Genomic DNA, 23,024 nt, shown 5'->3' on the forward strand with positions numbered 1-23,024 from the left:
CGAATCCCGCGAAAAACGCGGAAGTTTGCCGGATCAGCGCGGCTTTCTGGCGGCCACGACCCGGTCGCGCCCGTCCAGATCGGGCAGGATGCGGGCTTCGGTCAGCCCGGCCTCGCGCATCAGCGCGGCCACGGCGGCGCCCTGGGTCGGGCCGATCTCGACCAGCAGGCGGCCGCCGGGCGACAGATGCGCAGGCGCGCCGGCGGCAATGGCGCGATAGGCGGAAAGGCCGTCCGCCTCGTCGGTCAGGGCCTTGCGCGGCTCCCATTCCCGGACCTCGGGGGACAGATCCGCCATTTCGTCCAGCGCGATATAGGGCGGGTTCGAGACGATCAGGTCGAACTCTCCGCTGACCGAGGCGAACCAGTCCGATTCCAGGAAATCCGCGCAAACCCCAAGCTTGGCGGCATTTTCCTGCGCCAACTCCAAGGCGGCAGGCGAGATGTCGGTGCCCAGTCCGCGCGCGCCCGGCCGCTCGGCCAGAAGCGAGATCAGGATCGCGCCGGTGCCGGTGCCGAGGTCCAGCACCGCGGCGAAGGGCTCGGCCAGCGCCGCCTCGACCAGCGCCTCGGTCTCGGGCCGCGGGTCGAGCGTGTCGCGGGTCACGCGGAACTCGTGCTTCCAGAAGGCGCGGCGGCCGAGGATCTGGCTGACCGGCTGACGGGCGGCGCGCGCGGCAAGAGCTGCGTCGAAACGTCGCAGCGCCTCGGGCGGCAGGGGCGCGGCCAGCGCGGCAGCCAGGTGGCGGCGCGGCAGTTCGAGGGCATGGGCCAGCAGCAGCCGGGCATCATCGGCGGCCGCCGGAACCCCGGCTGCGGCGAGTCGGGCGGCACCCTGCCGCAGCGCCTCGGCCCCGGTCATGGAATCACGCGCCCTGCGCGGCCAGCCGCGCCGCCTGGTCATGGGCGGCCAGCGCATCGACGATCTCGGCCAGATCGCCCTGCATGATGCGGTCGAGCGCATAGAGCGTCAGCCCGATGCGGTGATCGGTCATCCGGCCCTGCGGGAAATTGTAGGTGCGGATGCGTTCGGACCGGTCGCCCGAACCGACCTGCGACTTGCGGTCGGCGGCGCGTTCCGCATCGGCGCGCGAGCGTTCGATGTCATAGAGGCGGGCGCGCAGCACCGCCATGGCATTGGCGCGGTTCTGATGCTGGGACTTCTCGCTGCTGGTCACCACGATCCCGGTCGGCAGATGGGTGATGCGCACCGCCGAATCGGTGGTGTTGACATGCTGGCCGCCGGCGCCGCTGGCACGCATGGTGTCGATGCGGATGTCGCCGGCGGGGATGTCGATATCCACCTCCTCGGCCTCGGGCAGCACGGCGACGGTGGCGGCGCTGGTGTGGATGCGGCCACCCGATTCCGTCTCGGGGACGCGCTGGACCCGGTGGACGCCGGATTCGTATTTCAGCTTGGCGAATACGCCCTCGCCCTCGATCCGGGCCACGGCCTCGCGCACGCCGCCGAGGTCGGATTCGGCCAGTTCCAGCAGCTGGAACTGCCAGCCTTGCGCCTCGGCGAAGCGGCGATACATGGCGAGCAGGTCGCCGGCGAACAGCGCCGCCTCTTCGCCGCCGGTGCCGGGGCGGATCTCCAGGATCGCGGGCCGGGCATCGGCGGCGTCGCGCGGCAGAAGCGCGATGCGCAGCGCATGTTCCAGCCCGGGCAGCGCGGCGCGCAGCCGGGCCAGCTCGTCCTCGGCCAGCTCGCGCATCTCGGGATCGGCGAGCATGGCCTCGGCCTCCCGGATGCCGGCCGCGGCATCGCGCCATTCCGCGATCTGCGCCACGACCGGCTTCAGCTCGGCATATTCGCGGCTGATCGCGGCGATCTCCTCGGCTGCGGGGCCGGCATTCAGCCGCGCCTCGAGATATTCGAAACGCTCGACGATCTGGGTAAGGCGGTCTTCCGGAAGCATTTGATGCAATTAGCCGTTGCGCCAACGCCCGGCAAGGCGGAACCTCGGCGCGATCTGACCCAGATCAAAGCGCGGCGTGCCGCCAGGGTGCAAAGTCTGCCCACACGCGCCGAACCAAGCCAAGAAGGAGGCATAACGTGAAACTCGTCCCCCTGCTGACAGCGACGAGTCTCGCCCTGTCCGCTCTGCCGGCCATGGCGCAGACCGCAGCCATCGACAGCAGCGCCCTGCGCGAAGAAGCCAAGGGCGTGTTCGAGGCGATTCCGGAAAAACTGACAGCCATCAAGCAGACCGAGGACAATCCCGAAGGCGTCGCCCTGACGGCGGAAAAGATCGAGCTGGGCAAGGCCCTGTTCTTCGATCCGCGCATGTCGCGCTCGGGCCTGATCTCGTGCCAGACCTGCCATAACGTCGGTCTGGGCGGCGTGGACGGCCTGCCGACCTCGGTCGGGCACGGCTGGCAGAAGGGACCGCGCAACGCGCCCACCATGCTGAACGCGATCTTCAACGCCGCGCAGTTCTGGGACGGCCGCGCGCCCGACTTGGCCGAGCAGGCGAAGGGACCGGTCCAGGCCAGCGTCGAGATGAGCAATACCCCCGACGAGCTGGTCAAGACCATCGCCTCGATGCCCGAATATGTCGAGGCGTTCCAGAATGCCTTCCCGGGCGAGAACGATCCGGTCAACTTCGACAACTTCGCCGCCGCGATCGAGCAGTTCGAGGCCACGCTGATCACGCCGAACAGCCCCTTCGACCGCTTCCTGGCCGGTGACGATTCGGCGATGAGCGAGCAGCAGATGCGCGGCTTGCAGGCCTTCATGGAGACCGGCTGCACCGCCTGCCATTACGGCATCAACCTGGGCGGTCAGGATTACTACCCCTTCGGCCTGGTCGCCAAGCCTGGCGCCGAGATCCTGCCCGCCGGCGATACCGGCCGGTTCGAGGTCACCAATACGGTTGACGACGAATACGTGTTCCGCGCCGCGCCGCTGCGCAACGTCGCGCTGACCGCACCCTACTTCCATTCGGGCGTGGTCTGGGACCTGCGCGAGGCGGTGCAGATCATGTCCTCGTCGCAGCTGGGCACCGAGCTGAACGAGGCGCAGGTGGACGACATCGTCGCCTTCCTCGGCGCCGTCACCGGCGAGCAACCCCTGATCGAGCATCCGATCCTGCCGGTGCGCACCCAGGAAACGCCGCTGCCCGCGCCGATGTAGGCCCGAGCGGCTGGAAAAACGGAAAAAAAGGGGCCCGGCGGGCCCCTTTTGCTTGCGATCCCGCGGCGGCTCAGCCGGCCTTGACGGCCTCTACGGTGATCTTGATCTCGACCTCGTCCTCCACCGCCGGAGCGAACTTGCCCAGGTTGAACTCGGAACGCTTGATCTCGGCCTCGGCGTCGAAGCCGGCGGCTTCCTTGCCGGTCATCGGATGGGCGGCGATCTGGTTCAGGTCGACATCCAGCACGACCTGTTTCGTCACCCCGTTCAGGGTCAGATCGCCGGTGACCTTCGCCTCCTTGTCGCCATCGGGCTCGACCTTGGTGGACTTGAAGGTCGCGACCGCCTGGGCCGCGTCGGTGTTGAAGAAATCCGGGCCGAACAGATGCTTGTCCAGCTCTTCCGAGACGGTGCGCAGGCCGGACAGCGGAATGCTCGCCTCGACGCTGGAATTCGCCGGGTTTTCGGCATCAAGGGTCAGCGTACCGGTCACGCCGTTGATGATGCCGGTGCTGGTCGAAAAGCCCATGTGGTTGTATTCGAAAACCACCTGGCTGTGCGAGGGGTCGAAATCATAGACCACGGGCTCGGCCATGGCGGCGGTGGCGCCAAGCAGCGTGATTGCGGCGACAGGGGCGAGGATGGATTTCATGCTGAACTCCCGATGAAAAGGTCATGCGCGTTCTGCCAGAAAATGCCCCAGCATCAACAAGGGTTTCCGACAAGTTTCCTGACATTTTCGTGTTTCGCCGCAGCGCGGAAACTGTATCGCCGCCAGGGCGACTGTCAGGGAGTTTCCGGGGTTTTCCCTTGCATTCCCCGGCACGGCCGCTATAAGGCCGCATCCTTCCGCAAATGCGAAACCGGCGCAGCCTCTCGTGGCGGGGCGCGGAAGGGCTGTCCCGCCGTTGAAGTGCGCCCCGAAAAAAGGTGCAGACATGCCGCTTTATGAGCATGTGCTGATCGCCCGTCAGGACCTGTCGAACACGCAGGCCGAAGGGCTGATCGAACATTTCTCGACCGTGATCGCCGACAATGGCGGCAAGGTCGTGGACAACGAATACTGGGGTGTGCGCACCCTCGCCTACAAGATCAACAAGAACCGCAAGGGCCATTATGCCTTCCTGCGTTCGGACGCCCCCTCGGCCGCCGTGCAGGAGATGGAGCGCCTTGCCCGCCTGCATGACGACGTCATGCGCGTGCTGACCGTCCGCGTGGACGAGCACAAGGACGGCCCCTCGGTCCAGATGCAGAAGCGCGATGAGCGCGAGCGCGGGGATCGTGGCGACCGCGGCGAACGCCGCGAACGCCGCGACCGCGACGACCGGAACTAAGGGAAAGGAACCAGGATCATGGCCAACAAACCCTTCTTCCGCCGCCGCAAGGTCTGCCCCTTCTCGGGCGACAACGCCCCCGCCATCGACTACAAGGACACGCGCCTGCTGCAACGCTATATCAGCGAACGCGGCAAGATCGTGCCCTCGCGCATCACCGCCGTCTCGGCCAAGAAGCAGCGTGAACTCGCGCGCGCCATCAAGCGCGCCCGTTTCCTCGCCCTGCTTCCCTATGCCGTGAAGTAAGGAGAGACGATCATGCAAGTCATCCTGCTGGAACGTGTGGCCAAGCTGGGCCAGATGGGCGAGGTCGTGAAGGTCAAGGACGGTTTCGCGCGCAACTACCTCTTGCCGCAGGGCAAGGCGCTGCGCGCCTCGGACGCCAACGTCAAGGCCTTCGAAGAGCGCAAGGCCGAACTCGCCGCCCGCAACGACGAGAGCCGCGCCGAGGCCGAGAAGATCGCCGCGAAGCTCGACGGCCAGGCCTTCGTCATCATCCGCTCGGCTTCGGATGCCGGCGCGCTCTACGGCTCGGTCACCCCGCGTGACGCCGCGGATGTCGCCAATGCCGAAGGCTTCGCGATCGAGCGCCGTCAGGTCGTCCTGACCGCCCCGATCAAGGAGCTGGGCCTGCACGAGGTCCGCGTGCACCTGCACCCGGAAGTCGACGTGACCATCAAGCTGAACGTCGCCCGCTCGGCCGAAGAGGCCGAACTGCAGGCTTCGGGCAAGTCGATCCAGGAACTGGCCGCCGAAGAGGAAGCCGCCGCGGAATTCGAGATCGCCGAACTCTTCGACGACATCGGCTCGGCCGGCCGCGACGAGGACGAAGCCGCGAACTGATAGCGCCTTCGCCGGAACAGGAAAAACGCGCCGCGATCCGGCGCGTTTTTTCATGCCCGGACGGCAACGCCTCTTGCCCGCGGCGCGCGGCTTGCGGAACATTCCCCGGCTTGCGGGGTTGAACCGCAAAGCACCCTGCCGCCAGAGGATTTTCCGGAATGCGCCACCAGGACGACCCGCCGCCCATCACCCATACCGAGGCCGACGAGACCAGCCAGACCCGCTTCGGCCCGCGCCCGGTGCCCGAGGGCCATCGCCGCCCGTCGGGGCCGATGGAATCGCGCCGCATCCCGCCGCATGGCGATGTCTCCCCCGATGGCAGCCATCCCTGGCCGCATCCTTCGCGCGGCGCGAAATGGCTGGTCTGGGGCGGCACCGGCCTTGTTGCGGCGGCGCTGACCGCCGGCACCGTGATCGCCGCCCGGCATCTGATCGACCTGGTCTCGGAGAAGGACGGGGACCCCCGCCGTCCGGCCGCCCCGCGGGACAGCCTGCCCCCCCGCTACGCCGCGTCCGGGCGCGACATGCGCGAGCCCCCCGCCGCCAGCCGCCCCGACCGCATCCGCGCCGAGGCACAGCCCGGCCGCCCGGCCCGCCCGGCCCGTCGCGCGCCGCGCCAGGGCCTGCTGCAGGAGGTCGAGGCGAATACCGCCAGCCTGTCCCATGGGGTCGAGAACGTCATGCAGGCGCTGACCGCCGCCCTAACCGGTTTCCGCACCGTGGCGGGGCAGGCCGGAACCATCATGCGGGAATTCGGCGATGCCGCCACCCTCGTGCGCGAGATCATCGACCGCAAGCCGGCAGCGCCGCAGCCCCGCAGCACGCCGCGCGCCCGCCGCGACGCGCATCGCGAGGACCGCGCCGATGACCGCCATGGCACGCATATGCCGGACCTGCGCGACGATCCGCTGCTGCACGACCCGATGGAAGGCCCCGATCCCGGCGGTCCCGCCGATCACGACCCGCGCCTGCATCGGCTCTGATCCGACAGTCATTTCTCCGTTTTCCAAATACTCGAATGCCCCGGCGGTGCCGCTTGCCCACCCGCGGAGCTCTTGCCGCCGCCGCTTCGTCCGTCGGCCACGGCGGCGGGCGAAGCCTTGCGGACCTTCCATGCGGCCGCCGGCCTGAAAGCAAAAGGCCGCCCCCGAGGGGACGGCCTTTCTCGTGGCAGTCAAAGCGAGGGATCAGGCTTGATCCAGCGCCTCGATGGCCTTTTCCAGCTCTTCCTTGGTCACCGGCTTTTCCGAAACCTTGGCGCCCTCGACGATATGGTCCACGACCTTGTCCTCGAAGATCGGCGCGCGCAGCTGCTGCTGGGCCTGCGGATTCTGCTGGATGAACTCGAAGAAGGCGCGCTCCTGGCCCGGGAACTGGCGGGCCTGGCGCAGCACGGCCTGGGTCATTTCCTGATCCGAGACGGTGATCTCGGCCTTCTGGCCGATCTCGGCCAGCAGCAGGCCCAGGCGGACGCGGCGCTCGGCAAGCTTCTTGTGCTCGTCCGTCGGTTCGATCTCGCCATGGTCATGGCCATGCTCTTCCGGGTGATCCTCGTGCCAGAGCTGATGCGCGATCTGATGCGCCTCGGCCTCGACCAGCGATTCGGGCAGGTCGAACTGGACCAGAGCGTCCAGCTTGTCCAGCAGCGCCCGCTTCAGCACCTGACGCGAGGCGCCCTTGTATTCCGCCTCCAGCCGCTCGCGGATCTGGCCCTTCAGCGCCTCAAGGCTCTCGGCCCCGAATTTCTTCGCCAGCTCGTCGTCAAGCTCGGCGGGCTTCGGCGCCTTCACCGCCTTGACGGTGGTCTCGAAGACCGCGTCCTTGCCGGCCAGGGCCGGATGGCCGTAATCCTCGGGGAACTTCACCTCGACCTTGATCTCGTCGCCGGCCTTGGCGCCGACCAGCTGGTCCTCGAACCCGGGGATGAAGCTTTTCGAGCCCAGCACCAGCGGATAGTCCTCGGCGGTGCCACCCTCGAAGGCCTCGCCATCGACCATGCCCTTGAAGTCGATCACGATCTGATCGCCTTCCTTGGCCTTGCTGCCCTTCTTGCGGTCCTCGAAGGACTGGGCATTCTTGGCCAGGTTCTCCAGCGCCTCGTTCACCTGCTCCTCGCTGGCCTCGACCACCAGCCGCTCAAGCTCGACGCCCGACAGGTCGGCCTCGGGGATGGCCGGCAGGGCCTCGTAATTCACGGTGACGACGACATCGTCGCCCTCTTTCCAGGTCTCGCCGTTGACCATCTCGATCTTCGGCTGCACGGCGGGGCGGTCGCCGGATTTCTCCAGGTGATCGCGCAGCGCCTTGTCGATGGCCTCCTGCATGGCATCGCCCATGACGCGCTGGCCGAACTGCTTCTTCAGCAGCGCCATCGGCACCTTGCCCTTGCGGAAGCCCTTCATCTCGATCTCGGGCTGGGCCTCTTTCAGCTTCGCATCCACCTGCGCCGCCAGATCGGCCGCGGGCAGGGTGAATTCATAGCCCCGCTTCAGCCCTTCGTTCTGGGTTTCCTTGACCTGCATTTGTCTTCCTTCATTCACGAACCATCGCGCGGGTCGAGGCCGCGCGGCCCCATCGGCGCCCGGACCTGCCGTCCGGCGCCGCCGCCTGTTTCAGCGCGCTAGCTATGGGATTTCGCCCCGCATAGCAAGGACGAAGGCTGGATTCGCCGGGTCTTTGCCGGTGCGGCGGGCAAATGAAATCCGCACCACGGCGGCCCGGCATTGCGGCAAGGCCGCACCGCCGCCGCGCCTTCCGCACCGACCCGGGACGGCGCCGAGGACCGAGGGCATGGACCGGGGGCATGGTCGCTCGCCTCATGGTGGAATTGATCAATTCGGTCTCGCGCGCCAGACTTGAGCCGTCCAAACGGGCTGACGTTGCGTCACTTTCGGCAGGCGGCAATCCGCCGGAACGCGGTTTCCGCAGCCTATGGTTGCACCGCTCGGGAAATCAACAGGCTGCCATTATTAGGTCAGTAAATAATATCTAACTTAAGGATATATTCCCTTCTCCGCGCGGGCGGGGCATACAGGCATCGTTGTGTAAGCGGTTGTTTGTTAACCTTGGTAAGCGGTGCTTTGGTCCTCTGTTCAGACCTGACCGGGCGGACGCGCGTTCCTGCGTCCGCCCGGCCATGAATCCGCGAAACTGCGTCGGATTTCCTCATGCCATGGTTGCAGGGCGGCTTGGCGGGCTTTGACCCGGTTCGCCTGTGGCGATTCCGCCGCCCGCAACCGCGTTCAGGCAAAACATGCAAATCCGGTCCACGGCTTGCGCCGCATGACCGTCCCGGAATGACAAAGGCCGCCCCAGGGACGGCCTTTTCGCGACGATGCGCCGGCGTGCTTCAGCCGCGCGCCCGCACCACCTGCAGCAGCGGCATCACCTCCGACATGTCCGGGCCATGCGCCTGGCCGGTCAGGGCCTTGCGCAGCGGCATGAACAGGCCCTTGCCCTTGCGGCCGGTCGCCGCCTTCACCGCATTGGTGAACTCGCCCCAGGTCGCGTCGGTATAGGGCGGCGGCGGCAAGAGCTTCATCGCCTCGGCGATGAAATCGGCATCCTCGGGATCGACCTGCGGCTCGGCGCCGTTCGAGAAGATCTCCCACCAGCCGGCCAGATCGTCCAGCCTGGTGATGTTCTGCGAAGCGACGCGCCAGAACCGCTCGGCCAGCTCGTCCGGCACGCCAAGCGCGGCGATGCGATCCCTGACCTCGGCGAAGGGACGCGCCTGGTTGGCTTCGCGCGTCAGCGGCCAGAGGTCCTCGGCGTCGAACTTGGTGGGCGAGGCGCCGAACTGGCTCAACTCGAACCCTTCGGCCAACTCGTCCAGCGACATCCTCAGTTCGACCGGCTGCGACGAGCCCAGCCGCGCCATCAGCGACAGCAGCGCCTCGGGCGCCACGCCGCTTTCGCGCAGGTCCTTGATGGACAGCGTGCCGAGGCGCTTCGACAGCTCCTCGCCCTGCGCGCCGGTCAGCAGGCTGTGATGGGCAAAGGCCGGCGGCTCGGACCCCAGCGCGCGGATGATCTGGATCTGCGTCGCGGTATTGGTCACATGGTCGGCGCCGCGCACGATATGGGTCACGCCCATCTCTGCGTCATCGACCGAACTCGCGAAGGTGTAAAGCACCTGACCGTCGGCGCGGATCAGCACCGGGTCCGAGACCGAGGCCGCGTCGATGGAAATCTCGCCCAGGATGCCGTCCCGCCACTCGATCCGCTCCTGGTCCAGCAGGAAGCGCCAGTAGCCGTCGCGGCCCTCGGCGCGCAGCCGGTCCTTGTCCCCGGCCGAAAGCTTCAGCCCGGCGCGGTCATAGACCGGCGGCTTGCCCATGTTGAGCTGCTTCTTGCGCTTCAGGTCCAGCTCGGTCGGGGTCTCGAACACCTCGTAGAGCCGGCCGGCCTGGCGCAGGCCCTGCGCCGCCTCGGTATAGCGGTCCAGGCGGTCCGACTGCCGCTCGATCCGGTCCCATTGCAGACCCAGCCATTCCAGGTCGCGCTGGATGCCGTCGGCATATTCCTGCTTCGACCGCTCGCGGTCGGTATCGTCCAGCCGGAGGATGAAGGTGCCGCCCGCCTTGCGCGCGATCAGATAGTTCATCAGCGCCGTGCGCAGGTTGCCGACATGGATGTGGCCGGTGGGCGAAGGGGCGAAACGGGTGGTGGTCATGGGTGTCTCCTGTCGGCTTCGCTCTTTCACAAACGGCGGTTTTTGTCCATATCGGGACCAAAGACGAGGTTAGCCGATGCTTGACTGGAAAGACGCCGAGGCCCCCGACGCGGCCATGATCGAGGAACTGGCGCGCGAGGCCATCGCCGGGCTGCCGCCGGAATTCGCCGGACCCGCCGCGCAGGTCGTGCTGCGCATCGAGGATTTCGCCAGCGAGGAATTCCTCGACGAGCTGCAGATCGACGACCCGCTGGAACTGACCGGGCTTTACGACGGCGTGCCGATGACCGAGAAATCCGCCAGCGAGCCGCAGCATTTCCCCGACACGGTCTGGCTGTTCCGCCGCGCCATCCTGGACGAATGGGCCTCGCGCGGCGACGTCACGCTGGGCGCGCTGGTCGCGCATGTCGTGGTCCATGAATTCGCCCATCATTTCGGTTGGTCCGACGACGATATCGCCGCCATAGACCGGTGGTGGGAATGATGGAGCAGGCGCCGATCCTCACCATCACCCTGAACCCCGCCCTTGACGTCACCACCGCCGCCGAACGCGTGGTGCCCGACATCAAGCTGCGCTGCGCGGCGCCGCGTTTCGATCCGGGCGGCGGCGGCATCAATGTCAGCCGGGCGATCCGCGCCATGGGCGGCGACAGCACCGCGCTGGTCGCGCTTGGCGGCGCCACCGGCCAGCGCATCGCCGGGCTGCTGGAGGAAACCGGCGTCCCGCTTGTCACCCTGCCCGCTCCGGGCGAGACGCGGCAGTCCCTGACCGTGGACGACCGCACCATCCGCCAGCAATACCGTTTCGTCATGCCCGGCCCGGAATGGTCCGAAGCCGATGTCGAGGCCGCGCTGGAGGCCGCCGCCGACGCCGCCGAGCCCGGTGCGCTGGTGGTGCTGTCGGGCTCGAACCCGCCGGGCGTGCCGGCGGGCTTTGCCGCCCTGCTGGCCGAGCGGCTGCGCGGCAGCGGCGCACGGCTGGTCGTGGACACCTCGGGGCCCGCGCTGGCCGAGGTCGCCGCCGCCAGCGACCGAAGGGTCGAGATCCTGCGCATGGACGACGAGGAGGCCGAGGGACTCGCCGGCCGGCCCCTGCCCTATCGCGCCGACACCGCCGATTTCGCGGCCAGCCTGGTCGCCTCGGGCGCCGCGCATGGGGTGATCGTGGCACGCGGCCGCGACGGCAACATCATCGCGACCGACAAGGGCATCTGGCATGCCGAGGCGGCGCGGGTGCAGGTGGTCAGCAAGGTGGGCGCAGGCGACAGTTTCCTGGCCGGCTTCACGCTGGGCCATGCCCGCGGCTGGCCGGTCTGCGACGCGCTGGGGCTGGCGGCGGCCGCCGCCTCGGCCACGGTGCTGACGCCGGCGACCGAACTCTGCCGGGGCGAGGATGTCGAGCGGCTGTTCGCCGCCCGCGTGGTGACGCAGATGCGCGGCGGCACGGCCGCCTGAATGGGGCCGAGGCCCTAGGCGCGCCCGTCCATGCGCACGAAGTCCAGCACGCTGCCCTGGGCCGGGCCCAGCTCGGACCAGTCGTCGATCTGGAAATCGACCACCAGCGTCGCCGCGGTCGGATAGCGGCGGAAATCCGGGTCGAGCGGCGCGCGCGCCGGCAGCATGGCGGCGAATTCGGCGATGCCGGGATTGTGCCCGATCATCATCACCGTCGGCGCCGAGGCGCTGCGCAGGATCTCCAGCATCTTTTCCGGCGCGGCGTGGTAAAGGCCCGGTTCGTAACGGATATGCGGCCGCACCTCCAGGGGCGCCATGGCGATGCCGGCCCAGGTCTCACGCGTGCGCTCGGCGGTCGAGCACAGCACTTCCTCGGGCTCGTAGCCCCGGCTGGCCAGCCAGTCGCCCAGCTCGCGCGCCGAGCGGCGGCCGCGGGCGTTCAGCGGGCGGTCGTGATCCGGTTGCGCCGGATCGTCCCAGGACGATTTGGCATGACGGGTCAGGATCAGACGGCAGTGTCCGAGAGGGGTCATCGAATTGCCTTTTCGGCCATACGGTTAAGATTGGGCAGCGGGTCCGAGGAGCCTGCCACAGCTTCCGCCGCGCGGGCAAGCCCTGTCTTCGCCCCCGCCCGCCCGGGGTCCTACAGCCCGCTGTCGCCCTGGCGCAACCCGCGCGGCTTGACCCGCGGCTCGGTCGAGCGGATCAGCGAGCCGGCGCCATGTTCGGTGAACAGCTCCAGCAGGCAGGCATTCGGCACCCGCCCGTCCAGGATCACCACGGCGCGCACGCCCTCCTCCAGCGCCTTCAGCGCCGTCTCGGTCTTGGGGATCATGCCGCCGGCGATGGTGCCGTCGGCGATCATCGCCCGCACCTGGTCGGGATGCATCGCCGTTACCACCTCGCCCGAAGCGTCCTTGACGCCCGAGACATCGGTCAGCAGCAGCAGCCGGTCGGCCCGGAGCGCGCCGGCAATCGCACCGGCGGCGGTGTCGCCGTTGACGTTGAAGGTCTCGTTATCCTCCATGCCCGTCGCCACCGGGGCGATGACCGGGATCAGCCCGGCATTGTAGAGGTCGCGGATGATCTGCACGTTCATCTCGACCGGGCGGCCGACGAAGCCCAGCTCCGGGTCGTCCGGCTCGCAGACCATCAGGTCGTCGTCCTTGCCGGAAATGCCGACCGCGCGGCCGCCGGCGTCGTTGATCGCCTGCACGATCCGCTTGTTGACCAGGCCGGACAGCACCATCTCGACCACCTCGACCGTCTCGCGGGTGGTGACGCGCTTGCCGCGCACGAAACGGCTTTCGATGCCCAGCTTGCCCAGCAGGTCGTTGATCATCGGGCCGCCGCCATGGCAGACGACCGGATGGATGCCGACCTGCTTCATCAGCACGATGTCGCGGGCGAATTCGGCCATCGCCTCGTCGTCGCCCATGGCATTGCCGCCGAACTTCACCACCACCACGGCGCCGGAATAGCGCTGCATGTAAGGCAGGGCCTCGGACAGAGTGCGGGCGGTGGCGATCCAGTCACGGTTCATCTTCTGCTTTCTCATCGAAGGCCCCTGTTCGTCGCGCCCGATCCTAGGACGCGGGCGCCGATCAGTCCAGACCGGCGATGATGGCGCGCAGCGTGGCGATGCCCTGGCCCTTGTCCGAGCTTGTGATCACAAGCTCGGGATAGGCGGCGGGATGCTTCTGCAGCGCCTCCTGCACCTGCGCGACGGTGGCCTCCATCGCCTCTCTGCCGATCTTGTCGCCCTTGGTCAGCACCACCTGGAAGGGCACGGCAGAGCGGTCGAGCAGCTTCATGATCTCGTGATCGACGTCCTTCACGCCATGGCGCGAATCGATCAGCGTGAAGGCGCGGCGCAGCGTCGGCCGGCCGGCGAGATAGTTCTTCAGCAGCGCCTGCCATTTCGCCACCACCGCCACCGGCGCCTTGGCGAAGCCATAGCCCGGCAGATCGACCAGATAGGCTTGCTCGCCCAGGGTGAAATAATTGATCTCCTGCGTGCGGCCCGGGGTATTCGAGGCGCGCGCGAGCCCATTCCGGCCGGTCAGGGCGTTGATAAGGCTGGATTTTCCGACATTCGAGCGGCCGGCGAAGCAGACCTCGGGCCGGTCGGCGGGCGGCAGCCCATCCATGGCGACCACGCCCTTGAGGAAATCGACCGGGCCGGCGAACAGCTTGCGTGCCGCCTCGGCGGTGTCGGGATCGGGCTCGGGGGCGACGGGAAAGGCGACCTTCATGCCCGCACCTCGTCACCCAGCGCAATCTCGCCGCCGGTCACCACCTCGGCATAGATGCCGAAATCGCGATGGCCGAACTGCGCCTCCAGCGCCTCGGGCATGTCGATGTCGATGCGGCCGGTCGAGGGATCGGCGCTGGTCGCCGGGCAGCGGCCGATGGCCTCGGTCACCCGCAGTTCGACATCCCCCACGGTCAGGACATGGCCGATCAGATCGCGTTCGGCATAGGGCGCCCAGCCCTCCAGCCAGAGATTGCCGCGCCAGCGTTCGACGCCCAAAGCCATTCCCAGCCGGGATTCCAGATCCGCCAGGCTCGACAGCGACAGGATCGAGACCCAGGGCTGGTTGACATCGGTCCAGCCGGTCGGCCCGCGCACCAGGCGGGTGGGCGCGGGCTTCCCCTCGGACCAGAGCGGGCGGACCCAGTCCACCAGCCGCGCGCCCTCGGTCTCGGGGTCGAAGTCCAGATCGGGCAGGCCGGGATGGGTCAGGCGGATCCGCCCCTCCTCCGCGCCCTCGCCCCAGCCGCCCTGCACCGCCTGCAGCCCGGCCGAGGCCGCGCCGCGCAGGAAGCAGGACTTGGGCAGCCAGCGTTGCGGCTCCGCCCCGGCGTGACGCTCGCCGCCCTCGGTCAGCAGCGCCCAGATGCGGTCGCCGGGCAGGCGCCGCGCCGCGGCCAGACGGGTGCGGCGCAGGTCCTCGCCGCCGATCGCCTTGATCGGGTGCCGGCGGATCCGGGCGATGCAGGCGGTCATTTTCCGCCCTTGTCCCCGCCCTTTTCGCCGGCCTTGGCCTCGGTCTTGGCGCGTGAGGGCAGGCTGGAGCGGATGTTGCCGAAGAAGTCGGGCCGGTGGCCGTGCATCGACATGATCGTATATTGCTGGATGATGGTGATGGTGTTGTTGGTGATCCAGTAAAGCACCAGGCCCGAGGCGAAGCCCCCCAGCATGAACATGAACACCCAGGGCATCCAGGCGAAGATCATCTTCTGCGCCGGATCGGTGGGGGCCGGGTTCAGCTTCTGCTGCATCCACATCGAGATGCCCAGGAGGATCGCCAGCACCGGCAGGGTGAAGCTGTGCAGGAAGCTGCCCTGGCCCGGCGCCGCCCAGGGCAAGAGGCCGAACAGGTTCCACAGGCTGGACGGGTCCGGCGCGGCAAGGTCGCGGATCCAGCCGATCCAGGGCGCGTGCCGCAGCTCGATGGTGACGAAGATCACCTTGTAGAGCGCGAAGAAGATCGGGATCTGCAGCAGCACCGGCAGGCAGCCCGCGGCGGGGTTCACCTTTTCGCGCTTGTAGAGCTCCATCACCTCTTTCTGGAACTTCATCCGGTCGTCGCCGGTGCGCTGCTTGATGGCCTCCATCTCGGGCTGCAGCTCCTTCATCTTGGCCATCGAGATGTAGGATTTGCGCGCCAGCGGGAAGACCAGCAGCTTCAGCACGAAGGTCAGCGCGATGATCGCCCAGCCCATGTTGCCGATCATGCCATGCAGCCAGTGCAGCAGGCGGAAGATCGGCTTGGTCAGGAAATAGAACCAGCCCCAGTCGATGGAATCGACGAAGCGGTCGATGCCGGGATTTTCCTGATAGCCGTTGATGACCTCCCAGACCTTGGCGCCGGCGAAGAGATAGCTGGACGAGGTCCCGGTCGCGCCCGGGGCGACGGTCTGCACCGGCATCCGCGTCTCGGCCTGGTAGATGTCGGCGCCGGGGGCGTATTTCACCACCGCGGTGAAGGACTGGCCGGGGGCAGGCGCCAGCGTGGTCATCCAGTATTTGTCGGTAAAGCCGATCCAGCCGTTTTCCTGCACCTCGATCAGCTGGGCCGGCCCCTCGCCCGCCATGGGGTCGAGCTTGGCCATGTCCTTGTATTTCTCTTCCAGAAGCTTGCCGTCGGTCATGCCGACCGCGCCCTCGTGCAGCACGAAGAAGTTCTGGGTGTCGGGCCTGCCGTGCCGGGCCAGAATGCCGTAGGGCGCGGCCGAGAAGGGTGCGGTCCCGGTATTCTCCAGCGTCTGGGTCACGGTGAACAGGAACTTGTCGTCAAGCTCGTAGGTGCGGCGGAAGACCTGGCCGGCGCCGTTGTCCCAGCGCAGCGTCACCGGCTGGCCGGGGGCGAGCGTCGCGCCGGATTCGACCTCCCACACCGTGGCCGGGCCGGGAACCAGCGCCGGATCGGTGCCGGCGGCGGGCATCCAGCCATAGACCGCGTAATAGGGCTTCTGCACCGCAAGCTGCGCCGCGCCGCCCGGAGCCACCGGGCTGCCTTCGGCCTGCACGGTGGTTTGCGCGGTGGGCGACAGCAGGCGAACAGAGGGGGATTGCGGATCGAGCGTCTCGCGATAGCCGGTCAGCTCGAGGTCGTCGATGCGGCCGCCCGCCAGCGAGATCGTGCCGGCCAGCGAGGGAGAGTCGATCCGCACCCGCCCGGCACCGGCCGAAGGATCGTCGCTGGTCGCGGTCGCCGCCTCAAGCTCCGGCGCCGCGCCCTGCGGCACCGCGCCCGGCGTCGCGGGCGAGCCGGTTTCGGGCGTGGTGGCGCCCTGGGTGCTGGTCGGCGTGGTATCCTGGGCGGGGGGCACCGGCTCGGGGGCGAAGAAAATCGACCAGACAAGCATGACGAGGGCCGAAAGCACCATCGCCAGGATGAGATTGCGGTTGTTGTCTTGCATTCCGGACCAGCCCTTCGTCGTCACCCCAGTCTGAGGGTTCGGGCCGCTTCAACAGAAGCGACCGGCAAAGGTCAAGGGAATTTGCCGGAAAACCGGCGCCGCCGCCACCTCGGTCCCGCGACATCGGCCAGCCCGGCAACGGGCGGGCCCGGCAGCTGTCGCCCGGACGCAGGCCCGAGGTCCATGCCGGAGAAGGCCGCCCGTGCCCTGCAAGCCGCCGCCGCGCGGGCTTGGGCCCGGTGCCCGTCCGCCCGCATTCGCAAGCCGGCACCCGGTGATGCGGAAGCGGGCGGGCGCGGCGCAGGGGCCAGGCGCAGGGGTCAGGCCATGATCGCACCTGCCCCGGTCAAGCGGCCGTCCCCGCGGGCGCTGTGCGTCAGGACCCTGGCCGAGAGCCGCAAGGCAATCGGCAAGCCTATTCACGCCTTGCGGCGCAGGTCGAAGGGCGCGGGCAGGGAATGGCCGTGCGCCAGCAGGAAGTCATCGACCGCCGCGGGCTCGAGCGGCGGCGCCACCGCCAGCCCCTGCACGCCGTTGAAGCCGATCTGCGCCAGAAACGCCTGCTCTTCCTGAGTCGCGACGCCGTCGGCCAGGGTTGCCAGGCCCAGGTGCTCGGCCAGGGCCAGAATGGCCAGGATCATGCGCTGCTGGTCGGCGCGCCGGTCGCAGCCGGCGATGAAGTTGCGGCCGATCCGCACCCGGCGCATGCCAAAGCGGCGCAGGTCGTCCAGCCCGGCGCTGCCGGTGCCGAATTCGCCCAGGGCCACCGCACAGCCCGCGGTGCCCAGGCGCTGGAGGCTGGCGCCGACCGGCAGACGGCCGCCGTGGCGGCCGACCGGCTCGGTCACCTCGACCTCGAGCCGCTCGGGCGGCAGGTCCTGGCGGTCCAGCTCCCACAGGATCGCGTCGGCGGTGGCCGGATCGGCCAGCGCGCGATCCGACAGCGGCAACGACAGCAGCGGCACCCGCGCCCCCATCCTGTCCCAGACCCGCAGGGCGGCAAAAGCCTGGCGCAGCACCTGCGCGGTGACCAGCCCCAGGGTTTCGTCGTCCAGGCGCGGCTGCAGTTCGGCCAGATCGCAGCTGTCCTGATCGTCCATCCGAATCCGCGGCAGAACCCGCAGCGCCAGCACCGCGCCGGTGTCGCAGCAGATCTGCGGCTGGAAGAGCAGCCCGATCCGGTCGGGCGCAAGCGCGGGCAGCGCCACCGGCCCAGCTTGGGGAAGCATCTCGACAAAACGCAGCTGTCCGGCGGCCGAAAACGGGCTGCACCCCTGCAAGGCCGCGCGGCCATGGGCATAAAGCGCCGCCGCATCCTGCCGGCCCGATTCGTCGCTGACGATCACCGCATTCACCACCGGGCAGATGCGCAGGTCGGGCAGGTCAACGCCGGCCGAGCAGATGGTCTGGAGCCGCGCCAGCAGTCCCGGCACCGCCTGCTGGCGCAAAATGCCAAGAATGCCCTGAATCTCGGCCGAGCCGGGACTGCGCGACTGCGGCAGCAGGCGCAGATCCGCCACCAGCCGCCGCAGCAGCCTGTCCAGCATCTGTTCCAGCATGGCCGGGCCGATGCTGGCGCGCAGCATCTCGACATTCTCGACCCGCAGCACCAGCGCAAGCCGTGCCCCGCCCCGCGCCGCCTCCCTGTTCCTGACCAGCCTTGCCAGCCGTGCCGCAACCGCCGCGATTCCGTATGCCATTCCCAGATCCGAATCTTGTTGTCCGGATCGCAGCCTAGCCCCGCGACGCTTTTTGCTCGGTTAATGTTCGCGCAGGATCGGCACGTCTTTTTCGCTAAAATCCGAGGCATCCGGCATCAGTGCCGTGAAGTCGAACAGCTTCGGGTCCGGCAGATGCGAGGGGCGCACATTCATCAGCGCCCGGAACATGACCTGGCGCCGGCCGGGCGCACGCGATTCCCATTCGTCCAGCAGCTTCTTGACCTGCATGCGCTGCAGCCCTTCCTGGCTGCCGCAAAGGTCGCAGGGGATGACCGGATAATTCATCGCCCGGGCGAAACGGTCGCAATCGGCCTCGGCCACGAAGGCCAGGGGGCGCAGCACGTTCAGGTCGCCCTCTTCGTTCAGCAGCTTCGGCGGCATCGAGGCCAGCCTGCCGCCATGAAACAGGTTCATGAAGAAGGTTTCCAGAATGTCGTCGCGGTGATGGCCCAGGACCACCGCCTGGCAACCCTCTTCGCGGGCGATGCGATAGAGGTTGCCGCGACGCAGGCGCGAGCAGAGGGCGCAATAGGTCCGGCCCTCGGGCACCTTCTCCTTCACGATGGAATAGGTGTCCTGATATTCGATGCGATGCGGCACCTGACGCTCGGTCAGGAATTCCGGCAGCACGGTCGCCGGGAAACCCGGCTGGCCCTGATCGAGATTGCAGGCCAGCAGTTCGACCGGCAGCAGGCCGCGCCATTTCAGCTCGTGCAGCACGGCGAGCAGCGTGTAGCTGTCCTTGCCGCCCGACAGGCAGACCAGCCAGCGGTCGCCGGGGCGGATCATGTCATAGGTCTCGATGGCGGCGCGGGTCTCGCGCACCAGCCGCTTGCGCAGCTTGCGGAATTCGGTCGAGGCCGGCGCGCCGCGGAACAGCGGGTGGATCTCCTCTGCCGCGTCGAAGGTCCCGGTCTCGCTGGCGATATTGTCCCGCATCATTCGTCCCCGTGGCGCTTGCGCGCCCTGATTAGCATGAAAGGCGCCGCGGCGTCAGTCCCGCGGCTGTTCCGAGCCCGGCACCGGATCATGGCCATGCCCGCCCCAGGGATGGCAGCGGCAGATGCGCCGCGCCGCCAGCCAGCCGCCCCGGACCGCGCCATGCCGCTCCAGCGCCTCGAGCGCATAGGCCGAGCAGGTGGGCTGGAAGCGGCAGCCATGCCCGACCCAGGGGCTGGCGATCAGCCGATAGCCGCGCACCGGCAGCGCCAGCAGATGCGCCAGCGGGCTCATTTCCCGTGCACCCGCGCCAGCGCGGCGGCAAGATCGGCGCGCAGCTCGGCGAAATCGCGGCTGACCGTGGTGCCCGGCCGCCCGACCAGCACGTAATCCCAGCCGGGCCGAGCGGCGGCCGGCATGACCTCGCGCGCCAAGGCGCGCAGCCGGCGCTTGGCACGGTTGCGGACCACGGCATTGCCGATCTTCCTGGAACAGGTGAAGCCGACCCGGATCGCCTGCCCCGCCTCGCCCTCGGGACGCCGGCGGGCCTGCAGCAGAAATCCGGGCATGCCCTGCCGCCGGGCCGAAGCCGCACGCAGGAAATCCGCCCGCTTGCGCAGGGTTTCCAGCCCGCCCCCCGCACCCGCCTCCGAAACGGCAGAAGCCGCCCTGTCCGGCGTCGGGTCAGCGACGGAACGGTCAGAGGCGGCAGCTTCGGGGGTGCTGTCCATCACGGCAAGCCCACGCCCTGCGGCGCAGGGCTTAGGCGCTGAGGGTCTTGCGGCCCTTGGCGCGGCGGGCGTTGAGCACGCGGCGGCCGCCCTTGGTCGCCATGCGCGCGCGGAAGCCGTGGCGGCGGGCGCGAACCAGGTTCGACGGCTGGTAGGTGCGTTTCGACATCTTTCAACTCCGGGTCAGGGCGTGCCAGGGTATGGGCCATCGGCCCACGCAAGACGCGCCGGTCATTCGAGGCCCGCTGGATAGTCGGGCCCGCCGCCCAAGTCAACCACATTGCACGGATTTCGCCGGCGCCGCAGGTTCCGGGGAACCGGGACCATGTCACGCAGGTTTGAACTGCGTAAGGACAGCCACTATGTGAAGCAGCGGCGCCGAGACCCGAGGGAATTGCAAAGCCTACCATGTCCCTGAATACCTTATCCGGCCGATTCGCCCTGCTCACGGGCATGTTCGTGCTTCTGGCCGAGTTGCTGATCCTGCTGCCCTCGATCGCGAACTACCGGCTGGATTTCCTGGAATCGCGGCTAGAGCGCGCGCAGATCGCCAGCCTTGCGCTGCTGGCGACCGACGAATCGCTGGCCTCGGACCTGGAATCCGAGCTTCTGGAGAATGCCGGCGTCTTCAACGTCGTGCTGCGGCGCAACGACGTGCGGCAACTGGTGCTGTCCTCGCCGATTCCAGGGCCGATCTCGGCCACCTACGACCTGCGCGAGCAGCCGTTCTGGACCTCGATCCGCGATGCCATGGCGCAGCTTCTCGATCCGCGAAACCAGGTGATCCGGGTGATCGGCGCGCCGGTGAACCAGGCCGGCCAGCTGATCGAGATCACCACCGACACCCAGCGGCTGCGCACCGAGATGATCGATTACGGGCTGCGGCTGCTGCTGATCTCGGCCGCCTTCTCGATCCTGACCGCCATCCTGCTGAACGTGGCGGCGCAGAGGCTGCTGCTGGTGCCGATCCGGCGGGTCATCAGCCACATGACCGCCTATGCCGGCGCGCCGGAGGACGCGCGCTCGATCATCACCCCGAACGCGCGGCTAGCCGAGTTGAACGAGGCCGAGACGGCGCTCGCCGCCATGCAGCGCACCGTGACCTCGGCGCTGAAGCAGCAGGCGCGGCTGGCGCAGCTGGGCCAAGCGGTGGCCCGCATCAGCCACGACCTGCGCAACATCCTGACCACGGCGCAGATCTTCGCCGACCGGCTGGAAACCAGCGCCGATCCCGCCGTGCGCCGCGCTGCGCCGAAGCTGGTGAACTCGATCAGCCGGGCGGTGAACCTGTGCGAGACCACGCTGGCCTTCGGCAAGGCCGAGGAACCGGCCCCGGCGCTGTCGCGCTTCAACCTCTCGACGCTGGTGACCGAGGTGACCGAGGGCGAGGCGATGGCGGCGGACCGGCTGGACGGGGCCGAGCCCATCGAGTTCCTGACCGACATTCCGCCCAGCCTGACGATTCGTGCCGACCGCGACCAGCTGTTCCGGGTGCTGTCGAACCTGGTGCGCAATGCGCGCCAGGCGATCGAGGCGACGCGCCAGCCGGGCACCATCGAGATCGGCGCCGGCGAGGACGAGCAGGAATGGTGGATCCGCATCGGCGACACCGGCCCCGGCCTGCCGCAGAAGGCGCGGGACTTCCTGTTCCAGCCCTTTTCGGGCGGCTCGCGCAAGGGCGGCACGGGGCTTGGCCTGGCCATTGCGGCGGATCTGGTGCGCAGCCATGGCGGCCGGCTGGAGCTGCTGCGCAGCGATGCGGAGGGCACGCAGTTCATCCTGCACCTGCCGCGCGAGCTGGCCGGGCTTGCGCAGCGGGCGGAAGCCGCGGCGGGATAGGCTGCTCACGGCGATTTCAGGAAAAGATTTTGCCGAAGGTCATTTTTGGCCTTGCGCCCCCCCGGCCCGCACACTAAATCACCGCCTCACAGCGGACCCGTAGCTCAGCTGGATAGAGCACCAGACTACGAATCTGGGGGTCGGGCGTTCGAATCGCTCCGGGTCCGCCATATAACATCCAGACATCATTGTGTTTCTTCATCGCTCTGCTCCTTCTTCTGGGGGCCGGTTTGCAACTGGTTTGCAAAGGCGGTGGCCGGGCTGCTCTCGAATGCCTGAATCGCGGCCCTCGAAAGCGCGGGCGTCATCGCCAAGTATTTCTCAAGAATGCGAGTCGCCGATTGCAGCGTGTGCCCGGTGATCGACGCGATCTGGGGCACCTCGCAGCCGGCCTCGGCCAGCAAGGTGACCGCTGTGCCTCGCAGGTCATTGAAACGCAGGAACTGAGACTTTTCCTGCTGCGTCAACGCTGCATAGTTCTGGGGACGCAGCCCGCAGACGATCATGTGGGCGGACCATGCCTTGCTCAAGGCCTTATCGTTGGCATCAGTAAACCACGGGCGCCCATCCGCGCGGGTCAGGATGTTCCTGCCTAGCCGTGGCATTCCATCCAGCGTCCGCCGCAAGTTCTGCGAGACATGGATCGGGACCAAGGCGTTGGTTTTCCGCTGGCGCAATAGGATGGTCGTGCCAGAATACTGCGACCATTCCAGCCGGATGAGGTCACCGTAGCGTTGCCCGGTATGCAACGCTAGAATCAATGCGACCTGCAACTCCACAGGAGCATCGGCCATAAAGGTGGTGATGTCGTCAGCTGTCCAGATCTTCTCTGATCTGTCGCCGGAATAAAGGCGCTCGAAATCGTGTAATGGATTGCTTCTGATCTTTCCCTTACGCTTAGCCCGGCTGAAGACGGTGGACAAAACAGAAAGTCGATTGTCCGCCTCGCGTGGTCGCGTGCGGGCTATTTCTTCCTGATAGTCCAAGAACACGCCGGATACTCGCGGGCTCGCGAGCGCCCGAAGGGGTAGCGTTCCGAATTTCTCTCCCAGCGCCAGCAACATCCTTTTATACTCTCTCTTCGTGCTCGCGGCCTTACGCTCGAACGCATAACTTTGGAGGTACTCGCGAATGATGGCGTTCACATTTGCTCCTCCAGCCAGAGGTTGAACGCTTCCCAGCTCGCGAACTCCGGCATCGGCACCATGAAGTTACGCCGCGAATAGCCCACCAGACCCTCGACATTNCCCTTGTCGTTTCCCTTGCCCGGGCGGCCATAGCGATCCCGGATCAGGTAATGCGACAGGAAGCCGCTGAACAGCTCCGCCCGCTTGCGGGTGCCGTCGGGCAGGATCTTCGCCACAAGGCAGCGGTCGTTGTCGTAGAGCACAGACTGGGGAACCGCGCCGAAGAACGCAAA

The 23,024-nt window shown here is 67.9% G+C and carries 24 protein-coding genes, 1 tRNA gene and 1 pseudogene; 9 read left to right on the forward strand and 17 right to left on the reverse strand.

Translation table 11 applies throughout. The features are described 5' to 3' along the window. Nucleotides 1-33 precede the first annotated feature (33 nt). Nucleotides 34-861 (reverse strand): peptide chain release factor N(5)-glutamine methyltransferase, encoded by an 828-nt coding sequence (gene prmC / locus PARJ55_RS0118275; RefSeq protein WP_028714333.1) that lies wholly within the window; start codon nt 859-861, stop codon nt 34-36. Between the two features lie 4 nt (nt 862-865). Next, a complete protein-coding gene (gene prfA / locus PARJ55_RS0118280; RefSeq protein ID WP_028714334.1) occupies nt 866-1,921 on the reverse strand; it encodes a peptide chain release factor 1 in 1,056 nt (351 codons plus the stop codon). Between the two features lie 137 nt (nt 1,922-2,058). Between prfA and PARJ55_RS0118285 the strand changes: the two genes are divergently transcribed. Then, nucleotides 2,059-3,138, forward strand: a complete 1,080-nt coding sequence (locus PARJ55_RS0118285; protein WP_028714335.1) for a cytochrome-c peroxidase — start codon at nt 2,059-2,061, stop codon at nt 3,136-3,138. A gap of 70 nt (nt 3,139-3,208) precedes the next feature. Here PARJ55_RS0118285 and PARJ55_RS0118290 read toward each other — a convergent pair whose 3' ends face one another. Next, nucleotides 3,209-3,790 (reverse strand): YceI family protein, encoded by a 582-nt coding sequence (locus PARJ55_RS0118290; RefSeq protein ID WP_028714336.1) that lies wholly within the window; start codon nt 3,788-3,790, stop codon nt 3,209-3,211. Between the two features lie 286 nt (nt 3,791-4,076). Between PARJ55_RS0118290 and rpsF the strand changes: the two genes are divergently transcribed. The 4 genes from rpsF (at nt 4,077) to PARJ55_RS0118310 (ending at nt 6,298) form a co-directional block, all read left to right on the forward strand. Then, nucleotides 4,077-4,472 carry a 30S ribosomal protein S6 gene (gene rpsF / locus PARJ55_RS0118295; protein ID WP_028714337.1) on the forward strand — a complete coding sequence of 132 codons (396 nt, stop codon included), beginning with the start codon at nt 4,077-4,079 and terminating at the stop codon, nt 4,470-4,472. 18 nt (nt 4,473-4,490) lie between these two features. Beyond that, nucleotides 4,491-4,718 carry a 30S ribosomal protein S18 gene (gene rpsR, locus PARJ55_RS0118300; RefSeq protein ID WP_011747229.1) on the forward strand — a complete coding sequence of 76 codons (228 nt, stop codon included), beginning with the start codon at nt 4,491-4,493 and terminating at the stop codon, nt 4,716-4,718. 12 nt (nt 4,719-4,730) lie between these two features. Beyond that, nucleotides 4,731-5,315: a 50S ribosomal protein L9 gene (gene rplI / locus PARJ55_RS0118305; RefSeq protein WP_028714338.1), complete on the forward strand. Its 585-nt coding sequence runs from the start codon at nt 4,731-4,733 to the stop codon at nt 5,313-5,315. A gap of 158 nt (nt 5,316-5,473) precedes the next feature. Continuing rightward, the gene (locus tag PARJ55_RS0118310; protein ID WP_028714339.1) at nt 5,474-6,298 is read left to right on the forward strand and encodes a hypothetical protein; all 825 of its coding nucleotides are present in this window, start codon (nt 5,474-5,476) and stop codon (nt 6,296-6,298) included. 204 nt (nt 6,299-6,502) lie between these two features. Here PARJ55_RS0118310 and tig read toward each other — a convergent pair whose 3' ends face one another. Then, nucleotides 6,503-7,837 (reverse strand): trigger factor, encoded by a 1,335-nt coding sequence (gene tig / locus PARJ55_RS0118315; protein ID WP_028714340.1) that lies wholly within the window; start codon nt 7,835-7,837, stop codon nt 6,503-6,505. An 827-nt stretch (nt 7,838-8,664) separates the two neighbouring features. Then, nucleotides 8,665-9,990: a glutamate--tRNA ligase gene (gltX, locus tag PARJ55_RS0118320; RefSeq protein WP_028714341.1), complete on the reverse strand. Its 1,326-nt coding sequence runs from the start codon at nt 9,988-9,990 to the stop codon at nt 8,665-8,667. A 76-nt stretch (nt 9,991-10,066) separates the two neighbouring features. Here gltX and PARJ55_RS0118325 point away from each other — a divergent pair, with 76 nt between their 5' ends. Both PARJ55_RS0118325 and PARJ55_RS0118330 read left to right on the forward strand, forming a co-directional pair. After that, complete coding sequence (locus PARJ55_RS0118325; RefSeq protein WP_028714342.1) at nt 10,067-10,474, forward strand: metallopeptidase family protein; 408 nt, start codon at nt 10,067-10,069, stop codon at nt 10,472-10,474. Further along, entirely contained in the window at nt 10,474-11,445 is a 972-nt protein-coding gene (locus PARJ55_RS0118330; protein WP_028714343.1) for a 1-phosphofructokinase family hexose kinase, read from the forward strand. Before PARJ55_RS0118325 ends, PARJ55_RS0118330 begins: the two co-directional genes overlap by 1 nt. A gap of 14 nt (nt 11,446-11,459) precedes the next feature. On the opposite strand, the gene PARJ55_RS0118335 is transcribed toward PARJ55_RS0118330, so the two are convergent. From PARJ55_RS0118335 to rpmH, 10 genes are all read right to left on the reverse strand, one after another. Next, the gene (locus PARJ55_RS0118335) at nt 11,460-11,978 is read right to left on the reverse strand and encodes a histidine phosphatase family protein (RefSeq protein WP_028714344.1); all 519 of its coding nucleotides are present in this window, start codon (nt 11,976-11,978) and stop codon (nt 11,460-11,462) included. Between the two features lie 110 nt (nt 11,979-12,088). Then, nucleotides 12,089-12,988: an acetylglutamate kinase gene (gene argB, locus PARJ55_RS0118340; RefSeq protein WP_028714345.1), complete on the reverse strand. Its 900-nt coding sequence runs from the start codon at nt 12,986-12,988 to the stop codon at nt 12,089-12,091. Between the two features lie 61 nt (nt 12,989-13,049). Next, complete coding sequence (gene yihA / locus PARJ55_RS0118345) at nt 13,050-13,700, reverse strand: ribosome biogenesis GTP-binding protein YihA/YsxC (RefSeq protein ID WP_028714346.1); 651 nt, start codon at nt 13,698-13,700, stop codon at nt 13,050-13,052. Continuing rightward, complete coding sequence (locus PARJ55_RS0118350; protein ID WP_028714347.1) at nt 13,697-14,455, reverse strand: MOSC domain-containing protein; 759 nt, start codon at nt 14,453-14,455, stop codon at nt 13,697-13,699. Before PARJ55_RS0118350 ends, yihA begins: the two co-directional genes overlap by 4 nt. After that, nucleotides 14,452-16,374, reverse strand: a complete 1,923-nt coding sequence (gene yidC / locus PARJ55_RS0118355) for a membrane protein insertase YidC (RefSeq protein ID WP_028714348.1) — start codon at nt 16,372-16,374, stop codon at nt 14,452-14,454. The genes PARJ55_RS0118350 and yidC overlap by 4 nt, the downstream gene beginning before the upstream one ends. 419 nt (nt 16,375-16,793) lie before the next feature. Then, nucleotides 16,794-18,074, reverse strand: coding sequence for an EAL domain-containing protein (locus PARJ55_RS0118360; RefSeq protein ID WP_028714349.1), 1,281 nt, complete (start codon nt 18,072-18,074; stop codon nt 16,794-16,796). Between the two features lie 60 nt (nt 18,075-18,134). Next, a complete protein-coding gene (gene ttcA, locus PARJ55_RS0118365) occupies nt 18,135-19,034 on the reverse strand; it encodes a tRNA 2-thiocytidine(32) synthetase TtcA (protein ID WP_051416349.1) in 900 nt (299 codons plus the stop codon). Nucleotides 19,035-19,088: 54 nt separating this feature from the next. Beyond that, nucleotides 19,089-19,328, reverse strand: a complete 240-nt coding sequence (gene yidD / locus PARJ55_RS0118370; RefSeq protein ID WP_028714351.1) for a membrane protein insertion efficiency factor YidD — start codon at nt 19,326-19,328, stop codon at nt 19,089-19,091. Continuing rightward, nucleotides 19,325-19,765, reverse strand: coding sequence for a ribonuclease P protein component (gene rnpA, locus PARJ55_RS0118375; protein ID WP_036698437.1), 441 nt, complete (start codon nt 19,763-19,765; stop codon nt 19,325-19,327). Before rnpA ends, yidD begins: the two co-directional genes overlap by 4 nt. Before the next feature lie 31 nt (nt 19,766-19,796). Beyond that, a complete protein-coding gene (rpmH, locus tag PARJ55_RS0118380) occupies nt 19,797-19,934 on the reverse strand; it encodes a 50S ribosomal protein L34 (protein ID WP_028714353.1) in 138 nt (45 codons plus the stop codon). Nucleotides 19,935-20,173: 239 nt separating this feature from the next. On the opposite strand from rpmH, the gene PARJ55_RS0118385 reads away from it, so the two are divergent. Both PARJ55_RS0118385 and PARJ55_RS0118390 read left to right on the forward strand, forming a co-directional pair. Then, a complete protein-coding gene (locus PARJ55_RS0118385) occupies nt 20,174-21,604 on the forward strand; it encodes a HAMP domain-containing sensor histidine kinase (protein ID WP_028714354.1) in 1,431 nt (476 codons plus the stop codon). A gap of 93 nt (nt 21,605-21,697) precedes the next feature. Next, nucleotides 21,698-21,774: transfer RNA gene (locus PARJ55_RS0118390), tRNA-Arg, on the forward strand. 15 nt (nt 21,775-21,789) lie between these two features. Here the strand turns inward: PARJ55_RS0118390 and PARJ55_RS22520 are convergent. Both PARJ55_RS22520 and PARJ55_RS0118400 read right to left on the reverse strand, forming a co-directional pair. After that, nucleotides 21,790-22,749: a tyrosine-type recombinase/integrase gene (locus tag PARJ55_RS22520; RefSeq protein WP_051416348.1), complete on the reverse strand. Its 960-nt coding sequence runs from the start codon at nt 22,747-22,749 to the stop codon at nt 21,790-21,792. Between the two features lie 2 nt (nt 22,750-22,751). Then, nucleotides 22,752-23,024 (reverse strand): annotated as a pseudogene (locus PARJ55_RS0118400) (IS21 family transposase); the annotation flags it as partial.

The organism is Paracoccus sp. J55 (genome assembly GCF_000513975.1).
Classification (GTDB): domain Bacteria; phylum Pseudomonadota; class Alphaproteobacteria; order Rhodobacterales; family Rhodobacteraceae; genus Paracoccus.